Annotated in this window: 18 protein-coding genes; 11 read left to right on the top strand and 7 right to left on the bottom strand. The window is 33.5% G+C overall.

What is annotated here, in order from left to right:
- Positions 1-19: 19 nt before the first annotated feature.
- The 4 genes from AC3WTI_RS09850 to AC3WTI_RS09835 form a co-directional block, all read right to left on the bottom strand.
- A complete protein-coding gene (locus tag AC3WTI_RS09850) occupies positions 20-469 on the bottom strand; it encodes an ArsR/SmtB family transcription factor (protein WP_097840421.1) in 450 nt (149 codons plus the stop codon).
- Positions 470-597: 128 nt separating this feature from the next.
- Positions 598-1,812: an MFS transporter gene (locus tag AC3WTI_RS09845; RefSeq protein WP_253621531.1), complete on the bottom strand. Its 1,215-nt coding sequence runs from the start codon at positions 1,810-1,812 to the stop codon at positions 598-600.
- 7 nt (positions 1,813-1,819) lie between these two features.
- Positions 1,820-2,287: a VOC family protein gene (locus tag AC3WTI_RS09840; RefSeq protein WP_097840423.1), complete on the bottom strand. Its 468-nt coding sequence runs from the start codon at positions 2,285-2,287 to the stop codon at positions 1,820-1,822.
- 166 nt (positions 2,288-2,453) lie between these two features.
- On the bottom strand, positions 2,454-2,573 hold the full coding sequence (locus tag AC3WTI_RS09835) for a YjcZ family sporulation protein (protein ID WP_000120179.1): 120 nt from the start codon (positions 2,571-2,573) through the stop codon (positions 2,454-2,456).
- 239 nt (positions 2,574-2,812) lie between these two features.
- Between AC3WTI_RS09835 and AC3WTI_RS09830 the strand changes: the two genes are divergently transcribed.
- Positions 2,813-3,031, top strand: a complete 219-nt coding sequence (locus AC3WTI_RS09830; protein WP_002096752.1) for an aspartyl-phosphate phosphatase Spo0E family protein — start codon at positions 2,813-2,815, stop codon at positions 3,029-3,031.
- A 54-nt stretch (positions 3,032-3,085) separates the two neighbouring features.
- Complete coding sequence (gene hfq, locus AC3WTI_RS09825; protein ID WP_000400660.1) at positions 3,086-3,274, top strand: RNA chaperone Hfq; 189 nt, start codon at positions 3,086-3,088, stop codon at positions 3,272-3,274.
- Positions 3,275-3,299: 25 nt separating this feature from the next.
- Here the strand turns inward: hfq and AC3WTI_RS09820 are convergent, their stop codons facing one another.
- Positions 3,300-3,902: an HD domain-containing protein gene (locus tag AC3WTI_RS09820; RefSeq protein ID WP_087958200.1), complete on the bottom strand. Its 603-nt coding sequence runs from the start codon at positions 3,900-3,902 to the stop codon at positions 3,300-3,302.
- Positions 3,903-4,074: 172 nt separating this feature from the next.
- On the opposite strand from AC3WTI_RS09820, the gene AC3WTI_RS09815 reads away from it, so the two are divergent.
- The 7 genes from AC3WTI_RS09815 (at position 4,075) to AC3WTI_RS09785 (ending at position 12,187) form a co-directional block, all read left to right on the top strand.
- Positions 4,075-4,908: a flagellar motor protein MotP gene (locus AC3WTI_RS09815; RefSeq protein ID WP_097840424.1), complete on the top strand. Its 834-nt coding sequence runs from the start codon at positions 4,075-4,077 to the stop codon at positions 4,906-4,908.
- A gap of 22 nt (positions 4,909-4,930) precedes the next feature.
- Positions 4,931-5,608: an OmpA family protein gene (locus tag AC3WTI_RS09810; RefSeq protein WP_000977945.1), complete on the top strand. Its 678-nt coding sequence runs from the start codon at positions 4,931-4,933 to the stop codon at positions 5,606-5,608.
- Positions 5,609-5,758: 150 nt separating this feature from the next.
- Complete coding sequence (locus AC3WTI_RS09805; protein WP_000940576.1) at positions 5,759-6,127, top strand: response regulator; 369 nt, start codon at positions 5,759-5,761, stop codon at positions 6,125-6,127.
- A 129-nt stretch (positions 6,128-6,256) separates the two neighbouring features.
- Entirely contained in the window at positions 6,257-8,257 is a 2,001-nt protein-coding gene (locus AC3WTI_RS09800; protein ID WP_087958202.1) for a chemotaxis protein CheA, read from the top strand.
- A gap of 173 nt (positions 8,258-8,430) precedes the next feature.
- The gene (locus AC3WTI_RS09795) at positions 8,431-10,074 is read left to right on the top strand and encodes a flagellar motor switch protein (RefSeq protein WP_087958203.1); all 1,644 of its coding nucleotides are present in this window, start codon (positions 8,431-8,433) and stop codon (positions 10,072-10,074) included.
- Positions 10,075-10,090: 16 nt separating this feature from the next.
- Positions 10,091-11,443, top strand: a complete 1,353-nt coding sequence (locus AC3WTI_RS09790; protein ID WP_097840425.1) for a transglycosylase — start codon at positions 10,091-10,093, stop codon at positions 11,441-11,443.
- 27 nt (positions 11,444-11,470) lie between these two features.
- Complete coding sequence (locus AC3WTI_RS09785) at positions 11,471-12,187, top strand: hypothetical protein (RefSeq protein WP_097840426.1); 717 nt, start codon at positions 11,471-11,473, stop codon at positions 12,185-12,187.
- Between the two features lie 32 nt (positions 12,188-12,219).
- Here the strand turns inward: AC3WTI_RS09785 and cheR are convergent, their stop codons facing one another.
- Together cheR and AC3WTI_RS09775 are read right to left on the bottom strand one after the other, a co-directional pair.
- Positions 12,220-13,002 carry a protein-glutamate O-methyltransferase CheR gene (gene cheR, locus AC3WTI_RS09780; protein ID WP_142305787.1) on the bottom strand — a complete coding sequence of 261 codons (783 nt, stop codon included), beginning with the start codon at positions 13,000-13,002 and terminating at the stop codon, positions 12,220-12,222.
- Between the two features lie 39 nt (positions 13,003-13,041).
- The gene (locus tag AC3WTI_RS09775) at positions 13,042-13,539 is read right to left on the bottom strand and encodes a hypothetical protein (RefSeq protein ID WP_001020094.1); all 498 of its coding nucleotides are present in this window, start codon (positions 13,537-13,539) and stop codon (positions 13,042-13,044) included.
- 145 nt (positions 13,540-13,684) lie between these two features.
- Between AC3WTI_RS09775 and AC3WTI_RS09770 the strand changes: the two genes are divergently transcribed.
- Positions 13,685-14,149, top strand: coding sequence for a YaaR family protein (locus AC3WTI_RS09770; RefSeq protein WP_097840428.1), 465 nt, complete (start codon positions 13,685-13,687; stop codon positions 14,147-14,149).
- A 16-nt stretch (positions 14,150-14,165) separates the two neighbouring features.
- Positions 14,166-14,618 carry a flagellar export chaperone FlgN gene (locus tag AC3WTI_RS09765; RefSeq protein ID WP_097840429.1) on the top strand — a complete coding sequence of 151 codons (453 nt, stop codon included), beginning with the start codon at positions 14,166-14,168 and terminating at the stop codon, positions 14,616-14,618.
- Positions 14,619-14,634 lie beyond the last annotated feature (16 nt).

Genomic DNA, 14,634 nt, shown 5'->3' with positions numbered 1-14,634 from the left:
GAGCAGCTGGACCTTTCTTTCATTGTTTTTTAATCATGCAGGAAATAGCGTATTCCTCTTCGGAGTTTGATTGACGAGCGGTTTTGTTTTCCCAGCGTAATAAAACTTGTGAAACTTCCCAAGTAAGCTGTTGTAATTCCTCTGGAGTTAAAAATAAATGAGATACAATATGACTGCCTGTATTCGTTCCTTCTGTGCCGCTTTCTTCAATATAGAAATGAGCAGATTTTGCCTTATAATATTTTTCAATAATTCCTCGTTTTTCTTTCGTGTTTACTAATTCAAGTAACCCTCCATCATATAAAATTTGAACGTGATAATGTACGCTACCAGCAGATTTATTTAGTTTAGTAGCTACTTGTTTTGCAGTGAGTGCTTCGTCTTTTAAAAGATGAAGAATTTGAATGCGAGTTGCGTTGGAAATGAGCTTCTGCTGTTCAGCTGAAATAGTAAGTCTATCGTCAAACATTATGACATCTCCTTTCTTATAATCTAAATTTATTGTACGTTCTAAAAAACTAGAACGTAAGTAAAATAAATCGCCTTTTTCCATTATATTTCGACATAAATAAAAATAGCATGTACATAAACATGCTATTAAGTGATGGTAGATTCTTCATTAAGTTTCCCACGATAATATAAGAACAGCCAAATAAAACTAACAAAAATACAGCATATAGCTAGCAAGGTACCGATAACTTGCGGAGAAAGAATTTCTAAAAGCGCTCCTGTAAAAAACATAGATAACTGAATAAGAGATCCGTAAATGGAATAATGGAATGAAAAAACTTTACCCATCATATTGTCCTTCGTGTAAGTTTGAAGTAATGTCGTATCAAGTGGTATGATGATTCCTCCTGCTATACGCATACAGAGCAATGTAATGATACCGATAATAAGTTGATCGGATAAAATGAATCCGAGAAAGAAAACTCCTTGTAGGAAGTAGGCCCAACCGAATACTTTTTTCATTTTTTCTTCATTTTTAGATATATAAAGATTAACGAGGAGGCTCCCTATCATAAGCCCAGCCCATTGAACTGTATATAAAATTCCAATATTCGTGTGGAAAATTCTTTCGGCATAGATCGTTAAAAGTAGCTGATAAGCGCCGCCAATTATGCCCCATGAAATGCCGATAAGAATTAACGTTAAAATGATTTTAGTTTGTAAAATGTATGTATAACCATCTTTTATATCAGTAAGAAATGCTTTGTTTTCGTTACAAGTATCATGAGTAGGGACACTCATATTATAAATAAAATAGGCTGAAATAAAGTATGAAAAGCTATTTACTAAAAAAGCGAATTCAATATGTAAAGATTGTACAAGTATCCCGCCTAAAGAAGCCCCCATAATAGACATAAAACCATTTATTGTACTAGAAAGAGAGTTAGCAGTTACGAAATGATGTTGGTATACGATATTTTTTAAGGTTGCTTGTTTAGCCGGCTCAAATAAGCAAAAAAGTACAGATAAACATATATTAGCAATGAAAATAATCTCAATTTTATAGTTTGCGAATAAGTATGTAAGGACTAGAATTCCTCGTGTAATATCGGTGAAAATCATAATGTTCTTTTTAGAAAAACGATCTACAACTCCGCCTATGAAGGGGCTAAGAAGAAGTTGGGGCAAACTTTTACTTATAAAGGTGAGTGCAATCATAAACGGCGATTCCGTTATGCCATAGACGAATGTTAATAAAGCTACTGTATGAAACCAATCCCCAAGTACACTTAACGTTTGCCCATAAAATAGTTTTTTGAAGTTAGTATTTGTTTTAAGAAGTGTGGAATAAGAAACTGACATAAAAAGATTAATCCTTATGTAATGATGAGGCTTGAACCCGTTTTTTCCATTCGCTTAAATACACTTTCTCATCTGTAGGGAGTCCGACAGGTAATTGTGCAATCAATTCTAAAATATTTCCATCAGGGTCGTTAAAGTAAACGGCGGCATGTGCTAATGTTGGAAAAACAATTGGCTCAATTGGTTCCATTCCGAAGTCTTTTCGTGCTGAAATGCCTTTTTTGTTTAGCCAATGTATCGCATGTTCTAAATCATGTAAGCTTACTTGAAAGGCGATGTGTCGTAAAGAGGGGTGATAATTAACTTTGTATTCTGTGCCTTCCCAAAGGCCGAGCCAACTTTCATTTTCTTTAATCCAAAAGAAAGCAATATCATCTCCTCTTTTATATAATTTCAGTCCAAGTGATTCATAAAAAGATATTGATACCTCTAAGTTGCGGACAGGTAAATGCGCTTCGTAAAGACCTTTAATCATTGTAATCCTCCTTAATAAAAATGTTTCTGATTTCATAGTAAACTGTTTTTTATTAGTTGAAATCAGAAAAAGGAGGGACATAACTTCATACGAAAGTATGAAAAAACAGCTCAAATATGAGCTGTTTTCTTATAGTTTTTCGTTCATTTGTTAAGGATAGGATATATTAGTATCCGTATCCGCCGCCACCCCAACAGCTACATCCGATGATGATTAGAAGGATGAATAGTACGATAAGCAAAGCAAATCCACCGCCGAAACCAGCGCAACTTCCACCATAACTCATATGTTTTCCTCCTTTTGAGTAAGTTAATCTATATATTTCATGGACTACTGTATACAGTATGTTTTTTGTATGGAAATGGAGCCAGTCTCTTGAGTAATTAGACAAACGCCTGTATGGTCATTTTGATTGTATAATTAGCTAGGGATATGTGAATGAATTGCTATATATTTTGCGATTTGTTCATAAAAAAATATAAAAATTGTAAAAAAAACCATTTTTATATTTTTTTATGAGTGGATTTGTACTATAATTTTACAAGTAATATTATGGGAAAAGGGAGTTTTAGTAAAGAGATGGAGATGGGAAAATTACACAATAAAATAGAAAACAAAAAGAAAGAGCTAATTCAACTTGTTGCTAGACACGGATTGGATCATGATAAAGTTTTGTTATTTAGCCGAGATTTAGATATACTTATTAATAAGTTTATGAATGTAAAAGATAAAGTACATAAATAAGTAATTTGTAGTTTTTTATATTAAGATATTCCGTAAAAAAGGAGAGAAAAGTATTTGGAACATTTACAAGAAGAGCTATATAAACAAATAAAAGAAGAAAAAGGTATTGTTACAATTTTTTTAAAGAGTGGCGTTAGAATAGTAGGAGAAGTTGTTGCGATAGACAAATTTACCGTTTTAATGTTAGTTGATGGAAAACAACAACTTATTTACAAGCAAGCTATATCAACAATAATGAAATAAGACACTCAAATTGAGTGTCTTTTCATTATTGTTTGCAAGCTTCCACGTCAATGCCGGCATCTAATAATTTCTTTTCTCCGTCTTGTTCGATGATCTTTTGTAATTTAGATAGGAAAGAATCAAAGTTTGTATGCTTTGCTACTTGGAAAGTCATTTTATGCTCAATTGGTAGCCACGTATCAATATCAGCTTCGTTATGCTGAATTTTTACTTCAAGCTTATCAAGTGCATTAGCAACTTTTGCTTCGTATGTTTCTTTCGCTTCAAACTCCATCCATAAATTATATAATTCCATGCCGAGTGAACCTTTTAATGTGCGTTTAATATTTAAAATTGCTTCTTGCTCATTTTTTTGTTTTTGTAATTGTAATTCATAACTATTCATTGTATCAAAAGCAGGAATATCACCAGCTTCAGCTTCGACTAGGTCGTGAATAATGACCATTTTAAGTAATTTTTCAATGTTTACTTTTTGATCTAAATAAGGCTCAACTAAAATGGCCATTAGAGACATGCGCCACGTATGTTCAGCAACGCTTTCTTGACGGCCGTTAGAAAGCCAGCTATGTCGCATTTCATATTTTAGTTTTTCGGCTAGTGCAATGACTTGTAAAATGTTATGTTCCATCGTGATCCTCCTCATATATCTATACTATAATTCTAATATGGAAATAAAATGTGTCAATTCTATGAGTATATTGCGATAAATAGATGATAAGCGTATAATACTTATTATATGTGAAAACGCATTATTAAAATAAAAAAATGTTTTAAAAAAATGAAAAGGGAAGGGCAGGAATATGGGAGACGAAAATCAAGTGTTTGCTAGGCCAGAAAGAAAAAAAAGGAAGTTTGATATTTCTAGCCCAGTGGGCATTATAGTAGGTTTTGCTATTGTAATAGCGGCAATTATGCTTGGCGGCGGTGGAATAAAAGCTTTTAAAAACTTTTTAGATGTTTCATCTATTTTAATTGTCATAGGGGGAACTACAGCGACAATTGTTGTGGCATATCGATTTGGAGAAATAAAAAAATATACGAAAAGTATTTTTACTGTTTTACATAGAAGAGAAGAAGATTTAGAACAGTTAACGGATTTGTTTGTGAATTTTTCGAAAAAGTCTAAAAAACACGGCCTACTTTCTTTAGAAGTTGATGGAGAGCAAGTAGACAATCCTTTTATTCAAAAAGGAATTCGATTAATGTTAAGTGGTTACGATGAAGATGAATTAAAAGAAGTGTTAATGAAAGATGTTGAAACGGAAGTGTATGAGTTAAGAAAAGGGGCAGTATTATTAGATAAAATTGGCGATTTCGCTCCAGCTTGGGGCATGATAGGTACTTTAATCGGTCTTATTATTATGCTTCAAAACTTGCAAGACACATCGCAAATTGGTACAGGGATGGCAGTTGCGATGTTAACGACATTGTATGGGTCAGTACTTGCGAATATGATTGCAATCCCTCTTGCTGAAAAAGTGTATCGTGGTATTGAAGATTTATATACAGAGAAGAAGTTTGTTATTGAAGCGATTTCAGAATTATATCGCGGTCAAATCCCTTCTAAATTAAAGTTGAAACTCGATACATATGTATACGAAACAAAGATAAAAAAAGTAAAACGAGCAGCCTAATATTGCAAGGAGTGGTATGGTGATGATGAAACGACCGCAAAAGGGATCGCCTCGTTGGATGACGACTTTTACAGATTTAACGATGTTATTATTAACTTTCTTTGTATTACTAGTTGCTACATCAAAGCAGGATGCAGTAAAATTGTCACAGATGCTTGAAAAGTTTAGTGACGTGGAGCAAGTAGATGCAAAAGTAATGGAAAATACAATACCAGATATTTCACATGAAAAAAATGATGAAAAAATGGTCTCTAAAAAGAGAATGGACGAATTATATAAAAAGTTAAAAGCATATGTAGATAATAACGGTATTAGTCAAGTGAATGTATATCGAGAGGATACAGGAGTAAGCGTCGTTATAGTAGATAATTTAATATTTGATACGGGTGACGCGAACGTTAAACCAGAAGCGAAAGAGATAATAAGTCAATTAGTTGGGTTTTTCCAATCAGTACCAAATCCTATTGTTGTTGAAGGGCATACAGATAGTAGACCTATTCATAATGACAAATTCCCTTCTAACTGGGAGCTGTCTTCAGCAAGAGCAGCAAATATGATTCACCACTTAATCGAAGTGTATAATGTGGATGATAAAAGGCTAGCTGCGGTAGGATATGCAGACACAAAGCCAGTTGTACCAAATGATTCACCGCAAAATTGGGAGAAAAACCGTCGCGTTGTCATTTACATAAAAGAATAGTATATTATCATTTTAATAATAAAATAATGAAAATACGAAAATTCTTTTAAAAAAATATTAAATTTTATCATTTTATTTTGTATAATGAGTGAGAATGATAAGGTGAAATATTAAGATATATTTATACATAGAAGGAGAGAATTAAAAAGAATGGCACATAAAATTTTAGTTGTAGACGATGCGATGTTCATGCGAACGATGATTAAAAACTTATTAAAAAGTAATTCTGAATTTGAAGTAATCGGAGAAGCGGAAAATGGAGTAGAGGCAATTCAAAAGTATAAAGAACTTCAACCTGATATTGTTACATTAGATATTACTATGCCAGAAATGGACGGACTTGAAGCATTAAAAGAAATTATTAAAATTGATTCAAGTGCAAAAGTTGTTATTTGTTCTGCAATGGGACAACAAGGTATGGTATTAGATGCAATTAAGGGTGGGGCAAAAGACTTTATTGTAAAGCCATTCCAAGCAGATCGCGTAATCGAAGCTTTAACAAAAGTAGCAAACAGCTAATATAGAAGGGGTGCCACAAGGAATCTAAACATTGATAGCGGATATGCGTGTGGCCCCCTTTTTTCTTGCTTTAAAACACTAAATTGTTATACATGAATGAAATGTTTGTTAGACAGGTAGGGGATTAAAATGCAAACAGATCTATTAAATATATTTTTTGAGGAATCAGAAGAACATTTACAATCGCTAAATGAAAATGTGCTAACTTTAGAACAAAATCCCACTGATATGGATGTTGTGGGAGAAATATTCCGCTCAGCCCATACATTCAAAGGTATGTCAGCGAGTATGGAATTTACGGAAATGGCGGATTTAACGCATAAGATGGAAAACGTTTTAGATGAAATTCGTCATGGGAATATAGTTGTAAATGCAGAGATTATTGATGTGATTTTTGAGTGCATTGATAATTTGGAGAAGATGGTTGCAGATGTGCAACAAGGCGGAATGGGCAATATTGATGTAATTACAACTAAGCAGAAATTAGAAGCATTATTGAATGGCAATGTAGAAACTCCTGCGGAATATATTGAGCAAGAACCTATAAATAATGATGCAGTTTCACATGAAGTGCTTATAACTGTTGAGCAACAAGCTATTTTAAAAGCAGTACGTGCAATTATGTGTATTGAAGCACTGCAAAATGTAGGGAATGTACAAAAAACAGTTCCAAGTATTGAAGAAATTGAAGCAGATGCTTTCGGGTTTGAGTTCACAGTATTTATGGATACTGATCAAAGTGAAGAAGAATTAAAACAAGTAGTGCTTCATGTTTCTGAAATTGAGAAAGTAGAAGTGAAGCAAGGACATACATTAAAAGAAGTAGTCTCGAAAGAATTGGGTACACAAGAAGCCGTGCAGGAAGATATACAAGTAGCTACGCATGTGGAACCAACTAAAGAAGAATCGAAGCAATCAGCTAATGCTGCACCAGCTAAAAGCGCTGCAAAAACGAAAAATGGTAAAGTGGAAAATCGTTCCATACGTGTTCAATTAGAAAAAATTGAAAGATTAATGAACATGTTTGAAGAAAGTGTAATTGAGCGTGGCCGTATAGATGAATTGGCACAAGCAATTCAAAACAAGGAATTAATTGAGCATTTAAATCGATTAGGTGATATTTCAAAAGATATTCAAAATGTACTACTAAACATGCGTATGGTGCCAATTGAAACAGTCTTTAATCGTTTCCCACGTATGGTACGTATGTTAGCGAAAGATTTAGGGAAGAAAATCGATTTACAAATTACAGGTGAAGACACCGAAGTTGATAAAATTGTTATTGATGAAATCGGAGATCCACTCGTTCATTTAATTCGTAATGCAATTGATCACGGTGTTGAAACTGTTGAACAACGTCGTGATGCAGGTAAAAATGAGACAGGTACGATTAAATTAGAAGCGTTTCATAGTGGAAATCATGTCGTTATTCAAATTACGGATGATGGAAATGGTATTCATAAAGGGAAAGTATTAGAAAAAGCGATTAAAAATGGTGTTGTAACAGAATCTGAGGCAAATAAATTAACGGACCGTGAAGTATTTGATTTAATCTTCCAACCAGGATTTAGTACAGCTGAAGTTGTATCAGACCTTTCTGGGCGTGGCGTTGGATTAGATGTAGTGAAACATACGATCCATAGTTTAGGTGGACATTTAATTATTGATTCTGAAGAAGGAAAAGGTAGTACATTTAGAATTGAACTGCCATTAACGTTGTCTATTATTCAATCTATGCTTGTTCAAACGAATGATAAACGTTATGCTTTCCCTCTTGGTAATATTGTTGAAGCAATTCGGATTAAGAGGGAAGACATCCAATCCTTACAAGGAAAAGATGTGTTAAATTACCGTAATCAAATTATTGAAGTGAAGCATTTAAGTACTGTATTTGGTGAGAAAACAGTAGATGAGGCGTTTGCGTCATATGATGGTCAAATGGTTCCTGTGTTAATTGTTCGTAATACACATCGCAGCTATGGACTTATTGTAAACACAATTATCGGTCAAAGAGAAATAGTCCTAAAGTCATTAGGTGACTTCTTTGCAGAGAGTTCTAATTATTTCTCTGGTGCGACGATTCTCGGTGATGGACGAGTGGTCCTCATTTTAAACCCAGAAGGTTTATAATAGGAATGAAGGAAAGCTCCCCACTTGTATACAATTGGGGAGCTTTTTGGTTAATCGTTACTAATCTAAAAATGGGAATAAATACATATTAACGTTTTATATAATAAGTTTGTTAAAATAAAATGAGAGTTTATATCATTTGATAGAAAAACAGAAATGAGGAGGCAGAGAAAATGCCTGAGCAACACACAAAAGGGGATACGAGCACAATTGTGCTAGAAAAAGAAAATGAGCATTTAACGCCTCAAGAATGCGATATTCTTGGCGAAATTGCAAATATATCATTTGGTTCAGCTTCGACTGTATTATCAACAATCTTAAATAGGCAAGTAAGTATTACTGCTCCTCGCATAGAATTGGTAGATTTATATGATTCAAGCGACGTCGAAGTTCCACACGTTGTATTAAACATTCATTTTACAAAAGGATTAGATATGGAAAACCTTCTTGTTCTTAAGCAAGATGTTGCATTATCGATTGCTGATTTAATGATGATGGGAACAGGTGAAGTGGAAGACGGAAAAGAACTTGGTGAATTAGAGCTAAGTGCTGTACAAGAAGCGATGAATCAAATGATGGGGTTCGCAGCTACATCTATGTCTGAATTCTTCCAAGATACAGTAGATATGTCTCCGCCGACAATTAAAGTTGTAAAGTTATCAGAAGAAATGGAGAAAATCTCTGAAATCGATGGGAATCAAACGATTGTTAAAGTATCGTTTGATTTAAAGATAGATAATCTTGTAAATTCTAAACTTGTGCAAATTGTTTCAGTTGATCATGCGAAACAAATGGTAAATAAATTAATGCAATTATCTGGTGACGTAGAAGAGCAAGAAGAGCCAGCAGAAGTAGTGGAAACTGAGATTGTAGAAGAACAAGTTGAAAAAGAGCATTTAACACAAGAAGAGAAAGATGTCCTTGGTGAAATTGCAAATATTTCAATTGGTTCCGCTTCAACAGTATTGTCAACACTTTTAAATCAGCCAGTTACAATTAGTACGCCCAATGTAGAATCAATCAATGTTCGTCATTATGACGGAGTACCAGTCCCATTTGTTATTTTAAATGTTGATTTTGTTGAAGGACTAAAGAATGAGAATGTATTCGTATTTACGAAAGATGTCGCTTTAACAATGGTAGATTTAATGATGATGGGAACAGGGGAAGTTGATCCAGAGAAGGAGCTTAGTGAATTAGAACTGAGCGGTATTAAAGAAATCATGAACCAAATGATGGGGCATGCTGCGACGGCGATGTCAGAAATGTTTCAAGAAAAAATGGACATGACACCACCAAATGTTAAATTCGTAACGTTAAAAGAAGAAATGGAATATTTGGGAGAGTCAATGAAAGTGGACGAACTCGTCCAAATTACGTTCAACCTTGAAATTGGCGACCTGCTTCAATCGAAAATGTATCAAATTTTACCGATTTCAGAAGCGAAAGAAATGGTAAGAAGACTTCTATATCCAATGATGGAAGAGGAAGAAGAGATTGTTACGGAAGAAATTGAAGAAGAAAAAATTGTAGAACCTGTTGTGCAACCTATTGAATTTAAAGAAGTAAAACAAATGGAACCAGTATACATGGACACATCCATCTTACAAAATGTAGAAATGAATGTGAAATTTGTATTTGGAAGCACAGTGAAAACAATTCAAGATATTTTAAGTTTACAAGAGAATGAAGCGGTTGTACTAGATGAGGATATTGACGAGCCAATTCGTATTTATGTAAATGATGTATTGGTGGCGTATGGTGAACTTGTAAATGTAGATGGATTTTTCGGAGTAAAAGTGACGAAATCACTATAAGGCGTTGAAATAGTAGATGAAAAGCGTAAAGTTCTTTCTAATTTGCTGGCTATGCATACATATGTGCTTGCTCTTCCCGCTGCAAAGTCAGGCGGAAGAGCAAAATGTGCCAGAACAAAAATTAAATGAAGTGAATGTGCAAGAAGAAAACAAAGAAGTTCAAGAGCAACCAGAGCAAGTGGAAGTGAATCAAGATAAAGAGGAACAACAAGAAGTAGCAAATGAACAAGAAATCGAAAAAAAGATAGAGACGGATCAAGGGGTTATTACAGTAAATAAGCCAGAATTAAAAGTTGGCGAAGAAGTGCAGCTTATTGTAGAACCGAAAGAGCAAAATGTTCAAAGTATAAAAGGTATTTTGCGCTTGCCAAAAAACGGCGATCAGTATGAACAAGAAAGAATGTTATCGTTTAAGTATGAAGAGGAAACGAAGCTATGGATTGCTAACTACAAGGTCGAGATTTTTGATTTGCAAGGTGATTGGAATCTTCAGCTCATTCAAAGTTACAAAGAAAATGAGAAAGAAGAGCTTGTAGAAAATGAAGTGAAAGTCCCGCTTATTCGTATAAATAATGAAATGCCAACTCTAGATAAAGAGTTACCGAAGTTGCATAAAGTTACGATTGATGAGACGAAGGGAAACGTAATTGAACGGAAACAAGGCGATTCTATACGTGTACGAGTGAAGGCAACAGACGTAGAATCAGCTGTGAAAGAAGTTCGTGTTACATTAAAAGGAAAAGAAAATAAAGAGATTACATTTTTATTAGATTACAATAAGCGCGATATGGATTGGCAAAAAGTATTTGAAATAACGGATGCGTTGCCAATCGGGACATACGAAATACTTGTAGAGATAGTGGATGCGGCCGGCAATAAACTGGTTGAGGAAAGTGAGTATATCGTTTCTGTTTTGGAGCAAAAAACAGAAGAGGATAAAAAGATAGAAGAACGAGAGAATGAAGATAAATTAGAAAATAAATTAGAAGATAAGAAAGAAACTGAGAAGCAGGAAGACTCGAAAGTAGAAATACCGCTTCAGGAAGAAAAACCACCAGTTGTTCAAATTCCGAAAAAAGAAGAGAAAGTAAACGATCTTATAAAAGAACCATTGAAAGAGAAAGAAAAAATTACCTATGTTATAAAAGAGCCTCTCACAGACAATAAGGAAGTAAATAAAACGAAGGCTCAAAAAGATAAAGATAATAACAATCAAGTCATTTCGAAAAAGAAAGAGAAAAAAGAAGAGCCGGAAGAGAAGAAAGAAGCAAAAAGTGACCAAGGAATACAAGCTTCTAATGTATTTGCTATTATGTCTGGTTTATTCGTATTGTTTTTAGTTTTAAAAAGTAATAAAGAATGGGGCTAATAATTTCATAGTAGTGGAGGCGCTTAGATGGAGATTAAACGTACGACAATTGAAAATAAGACGCTACAACCATTAAAACAGCCTGCAGCTATTTCGGAACATGAAATCCAGAAAGAACGAAAGCATAGTAATCTAGTGTTTACTGGACAGTCTAAGATTATTTCGAAAAATAATGAAATAGGGATTTTACTTGCGAGTTTAGGTGATGGAAAGGTTATGAAGGAAATGCTTTCTAAAGAGATGGATACAGTGTTACAACTCTTTAAAAAGTTGCATACGTTATCTGGAGAAGGGAAGCAAACAGAAAAAGTATTTGAACAAGTAATGAGAAGTTTGCAAGGGCTTGTTAAGCAGGCACATATAAAAGAGCTTCCTTTGTTAGATGGGACGTATGATTTTGCTGAAGTACAATTATCATTTGGTAGAAAAGTACATATTCCGTTATTAGATGTAAGTGCACTCCTTTCTAGAGTGGAAAGTGATTCTTCAGAAGGAAATATAAATTTAATGGTAACGGTTATTACTGCTTACATAACGAAATTGTCTAACGAAACTATTTTAATTAGCGTTACAGATCGCACTGCTAAAGAGCGGGATGTAAGTGTATGGAGAGCGCTCGCAGAAATGAATATGACACAATTATCACAGGCCCTGAAACAAACGATGCAAGAACATAAATGGTCTATGACATTTCTTTTTCTCTTTGTATGGATTGTTGCTATTATTTTAATTCGAGTTATATAAAAAGGTCGTCACTTTACATTGTGACGACCTTTTTATATTTTTTCGTAGAAGAATGTATCAAATCTCTGAAGATTATAACGTTCAGGTGTTAAAATTTGTTCGGTACTACCAACAAATAGTACGCCGCCTTTTCGTAAAGCACGACTAAACTTTTCGTAAAGTTTTACCCTTGCTTCTTCAGTGAAGTATATCATTACGTTGCGACAAATGATTAAATCGTAATTTGTATCAAACGACTGCATTAACAGGTCATGTTGTTTGAACGTAACGTTTTGCTTAATGTTTTGATGTAATGAATATATATCATTCTCTTTTGTGAAATGACGTTCTTTCAGATCGATAGGTAATTCTTTTAAAGAACGTTCTGTATATTGACCACGTTTTGCAGTTTCTAAAATGTGAAAATCAAGATCTGTTGCTTGTATTTCAAAACGAAATGGAGCTAGATGCTTCGATAAAATTAAAGAGAGTGTATATGGTTCTTCACCGGCAGCGCAAGCGGCACTCCATACTTTTAATTTTCCGTTGTTTTGTTCAAGTAATTTTGGTAGTGCTTTCGTCTCTAACGTTTGCCAACGTTCTTTATTCCTAAAAAATTCTGAAACGTTAATTGTAATATAATCAATAAAACTTAAAAATAAATTTTGATCGGTACGTAAATTGCTTAGAAAACTAGTGTAGCTCTCAAAGCCCTTTCTCGAAATAAAAGCATCGATTCTACGACGCATTCTATCTTGTTTATATGAAGCGATATCCATATTGAATTGTTGTTTAAAACTCGCGATAAAATGATCATAATCTTGTTCAATTATCATATTTATAATAGGCACAATAACGATATTGTGCCTCCCCCTTTACATCATACGGATTTTTTGTTCAAAGTTTTTTTTCATCTGTTTTTCATGTAAACCTGGTAAATCATAAATAACAGCATCAATTCCTGCTTCTTTTGCAACGTCAACGGGAATGACAGATGTATGCTTGTCCCCATTATAAAAACAGAGAACTAAATCGGTATCTTCGATTATTTGTTTTACAAAAAACATATAATCTGATCGGTAAATGGAGTCGGAAGGATGATCAAAAGCGACATACTCGGCTCCGTGTTTTTTTAAGTAATCAACGACCTCTTGAAATTCATCTGTTAATGCTTGTAACGGCTGTAGCGTGTAAAGGCATAAATTTTGAGCGAGTCTTTCGTTTTCGATGAAAAAACGAAGAATCTCATTTTCAATAGATTTATAACATAATATGTAAATTTTATGTTTGTGAGCATAGTCAGTTAAAAATTTTTTTATTTCTTCCTGATCTAATGCTGTTAATTGATTTGAACCACAAAGAAAAATATTCATAGATTTGTGCCACCTCATGCTAAATTGTAACATATCTTTTATAAAAAATAACTGCAAAATATTAGTGTTCAGAGTATAATTATAAATAACTGGATTTTACGATTAAGTTTAGGAAGAAATAAAAAAATAAATAGGTGATATATATATGCTGCGTTCGATCTCACATAATCCGATTTTATCGCATATACCGTCTGCTACTCAAATGCCGAAAGAAGCAAATGTCAGGACAGGACTTGCATTTTCGGATAATTTGCATGCAGATCCGAAAAAAGATAAATTGCTAGAACAAATGGAAGCATTTGTCGATAACATTGGAGAAATTAAAGAGAAAATTGAAATGGAATTAACGCTTGATAATGTAATGGAATACAAAAATACAGTAAAATCATTTTTGAATTTTTACGTAGATAATGTATTGCAATATAAAGATGTCATGTCTCGTCATCCGCGTTACGGATATTCACAGAAAATGACGATTGTGAAACAAGCGGAAATGGGATTAAATGAGTTAGAAGATGTTATGAATTTAATTAATACGAAAACGGGACATTTAGAAATGTTAAATCAAATTGGAGAAATCCACGGTTTAATTGTAAATTTAGTCTTGTAAAAGGGAAGGAAGCTATATGTACATACAATTATATGAAAAGCTCGTTATTATTCAAAAAGCATATGAAAACATTCAAACGCTTGGAGAACAAATATATGAGAATTTAAAACATAAAAATGTAAATGCAGTTCAAAAGTTACAAGTAGAGCAATTGCAGTACATTGATGGTTTAAAAAAGTTATCAAGTTCATTTGAAGAAATGGTTGCTCAGTTTTGTAAAGAACAGGGAGTGGAAGCATTTCGCGTAAGTGCGTTATTTTCGTATTTTTCTCATGAAGAAATTGAAAAAATGGAAGAATTACAAAAAAACCTAACAGAATTAGAAGAGAATGTAAAAATGATTCTTTTGAAAAATCAATATTACTTAAACGTACTATTAAAAACTACAGAAAGTATTGTGGATTCCGTTTCTGAATATAATTTAGAGCGAAACAATAATTCACAAATCTTTATGAACGAACTATTGTAAAGGGGAAGTGAAACAT

It is taken from the genome of Bacillus sp. EB106-02-03-XG38 (genome assembly GCF_058792175.1).
The sequence above is the reverse complement of the archived record's forward strand: the minus strand, read 5'-3'. Positions and strand labels throughout refer to the sequence as shown.

Coding starts and splice junctions, on each gene's coding strand:
- AC3WTI_RS09845 (WP_253621531.1), bottom strand. CDS start 1,812: ATGTCAGTTTCTTATTCCACACTTCTTAAAACAAATACTAACTTCAAA.
- AC3WTI_RS09785 (WP_097840426.1), top strand. CDS start 11,471: ATGGAGATTAAACGTACGACAATTGAAAATAAGACGCTACAACCATTA.
- AC3WTI_RS09840 (WP_097840423.1), bottom strand. CDS start 2,287: ATGATTAAAGGTCTTTACGAAGCGCATTTACCTGTCCGCAACTTAGAG.
- AC3WTI_RS09850 (WP_097840421.1), bottom strand. CDS start 469: ATGTTTGACGATAGACTTACTATTTCAGCTGAACAGCAGAAGCTCATT.
- AC3WTI_RS09810 (WP_000977945.1), top strand. CDS start 4,931: ATGATGAAACGACCGCAAAAGGGATCGCCTCGTTGGATGACGACTTTT.
- AC3WTI_RS09795 (WP_087958203.1), top strand. CDS start 8,431: ATGCCTGAGCAACACACAAAAGGGGATACGAGCACAATTGTGCTAGAA.
- AC3WTI_RS09820 (WP_087958200.1), bottom strand. CDS start 3,902: ATGGAACATAACATTTTACAAGTCATTGCACTAGCCGAAAAACTAAAA.
- AC3WTI_RS09800 (WP_087958202.1), top strand. CDS start 6,257: ATGCAAACAGATCTATTAAATATATTTTTTGAGGAATCAGAAGAACAT.
- cheR (WP_142305787.1), bottom strand. CDS start 13,002: ATGATAATTGAACAAGATTATGATCATTTTATCGCGAGTTTTAAACAA.
- AC3WTI_RS09790 (WP_097840425.1), top strand. CDS start 10,091: ATGAAAAGCGTAAAGTTCTTTCTAATTTGCTGGCTATGCATACATATG.
- AC3WTI_RS09765 (WP_097840429.1), top strand. CDS start 14,166: ATGTACATACAATTATATGAAAAGCTCGTTATTATTCAAAAAGCATAT.
- AC3WTI_RS09835 (WP_000120179.1), bottom strand. CDS start 2,573: ATGAGTTATGGTGGAAGTTGCGCTGGTTTCGGCGGTGGATTTGCTTTG.
- AC3WTI_RS09775 (WP_001020094.1), bottom strand. CDS start 13,539: ATGAATATTTTTCTTTGTGGTTCAAATCAATTAACAGCATTAGATCAG.
- AC3WTI_RS09770 (WP_097840428.1), top strand. CDS start 13,685: ATGCTGCGTTCGATCTCACATAATCCGATTTTATCGCATATACCGTCT.
- AC3WTI_RS09815 (WP_097840424.1), top strand. CDS start 4,075: ATGGGAGACGAAAATCAAGTGTTTGCTAGGCCAGAAAGAAAAAAAAGG.
- AC3WTI_RS09805 (WP_000940576.1), top strand. CDS start 5,759: ATGGCACATAAAATTTTAGTTGTAGACGATGCGATGTTCATGCGAACG.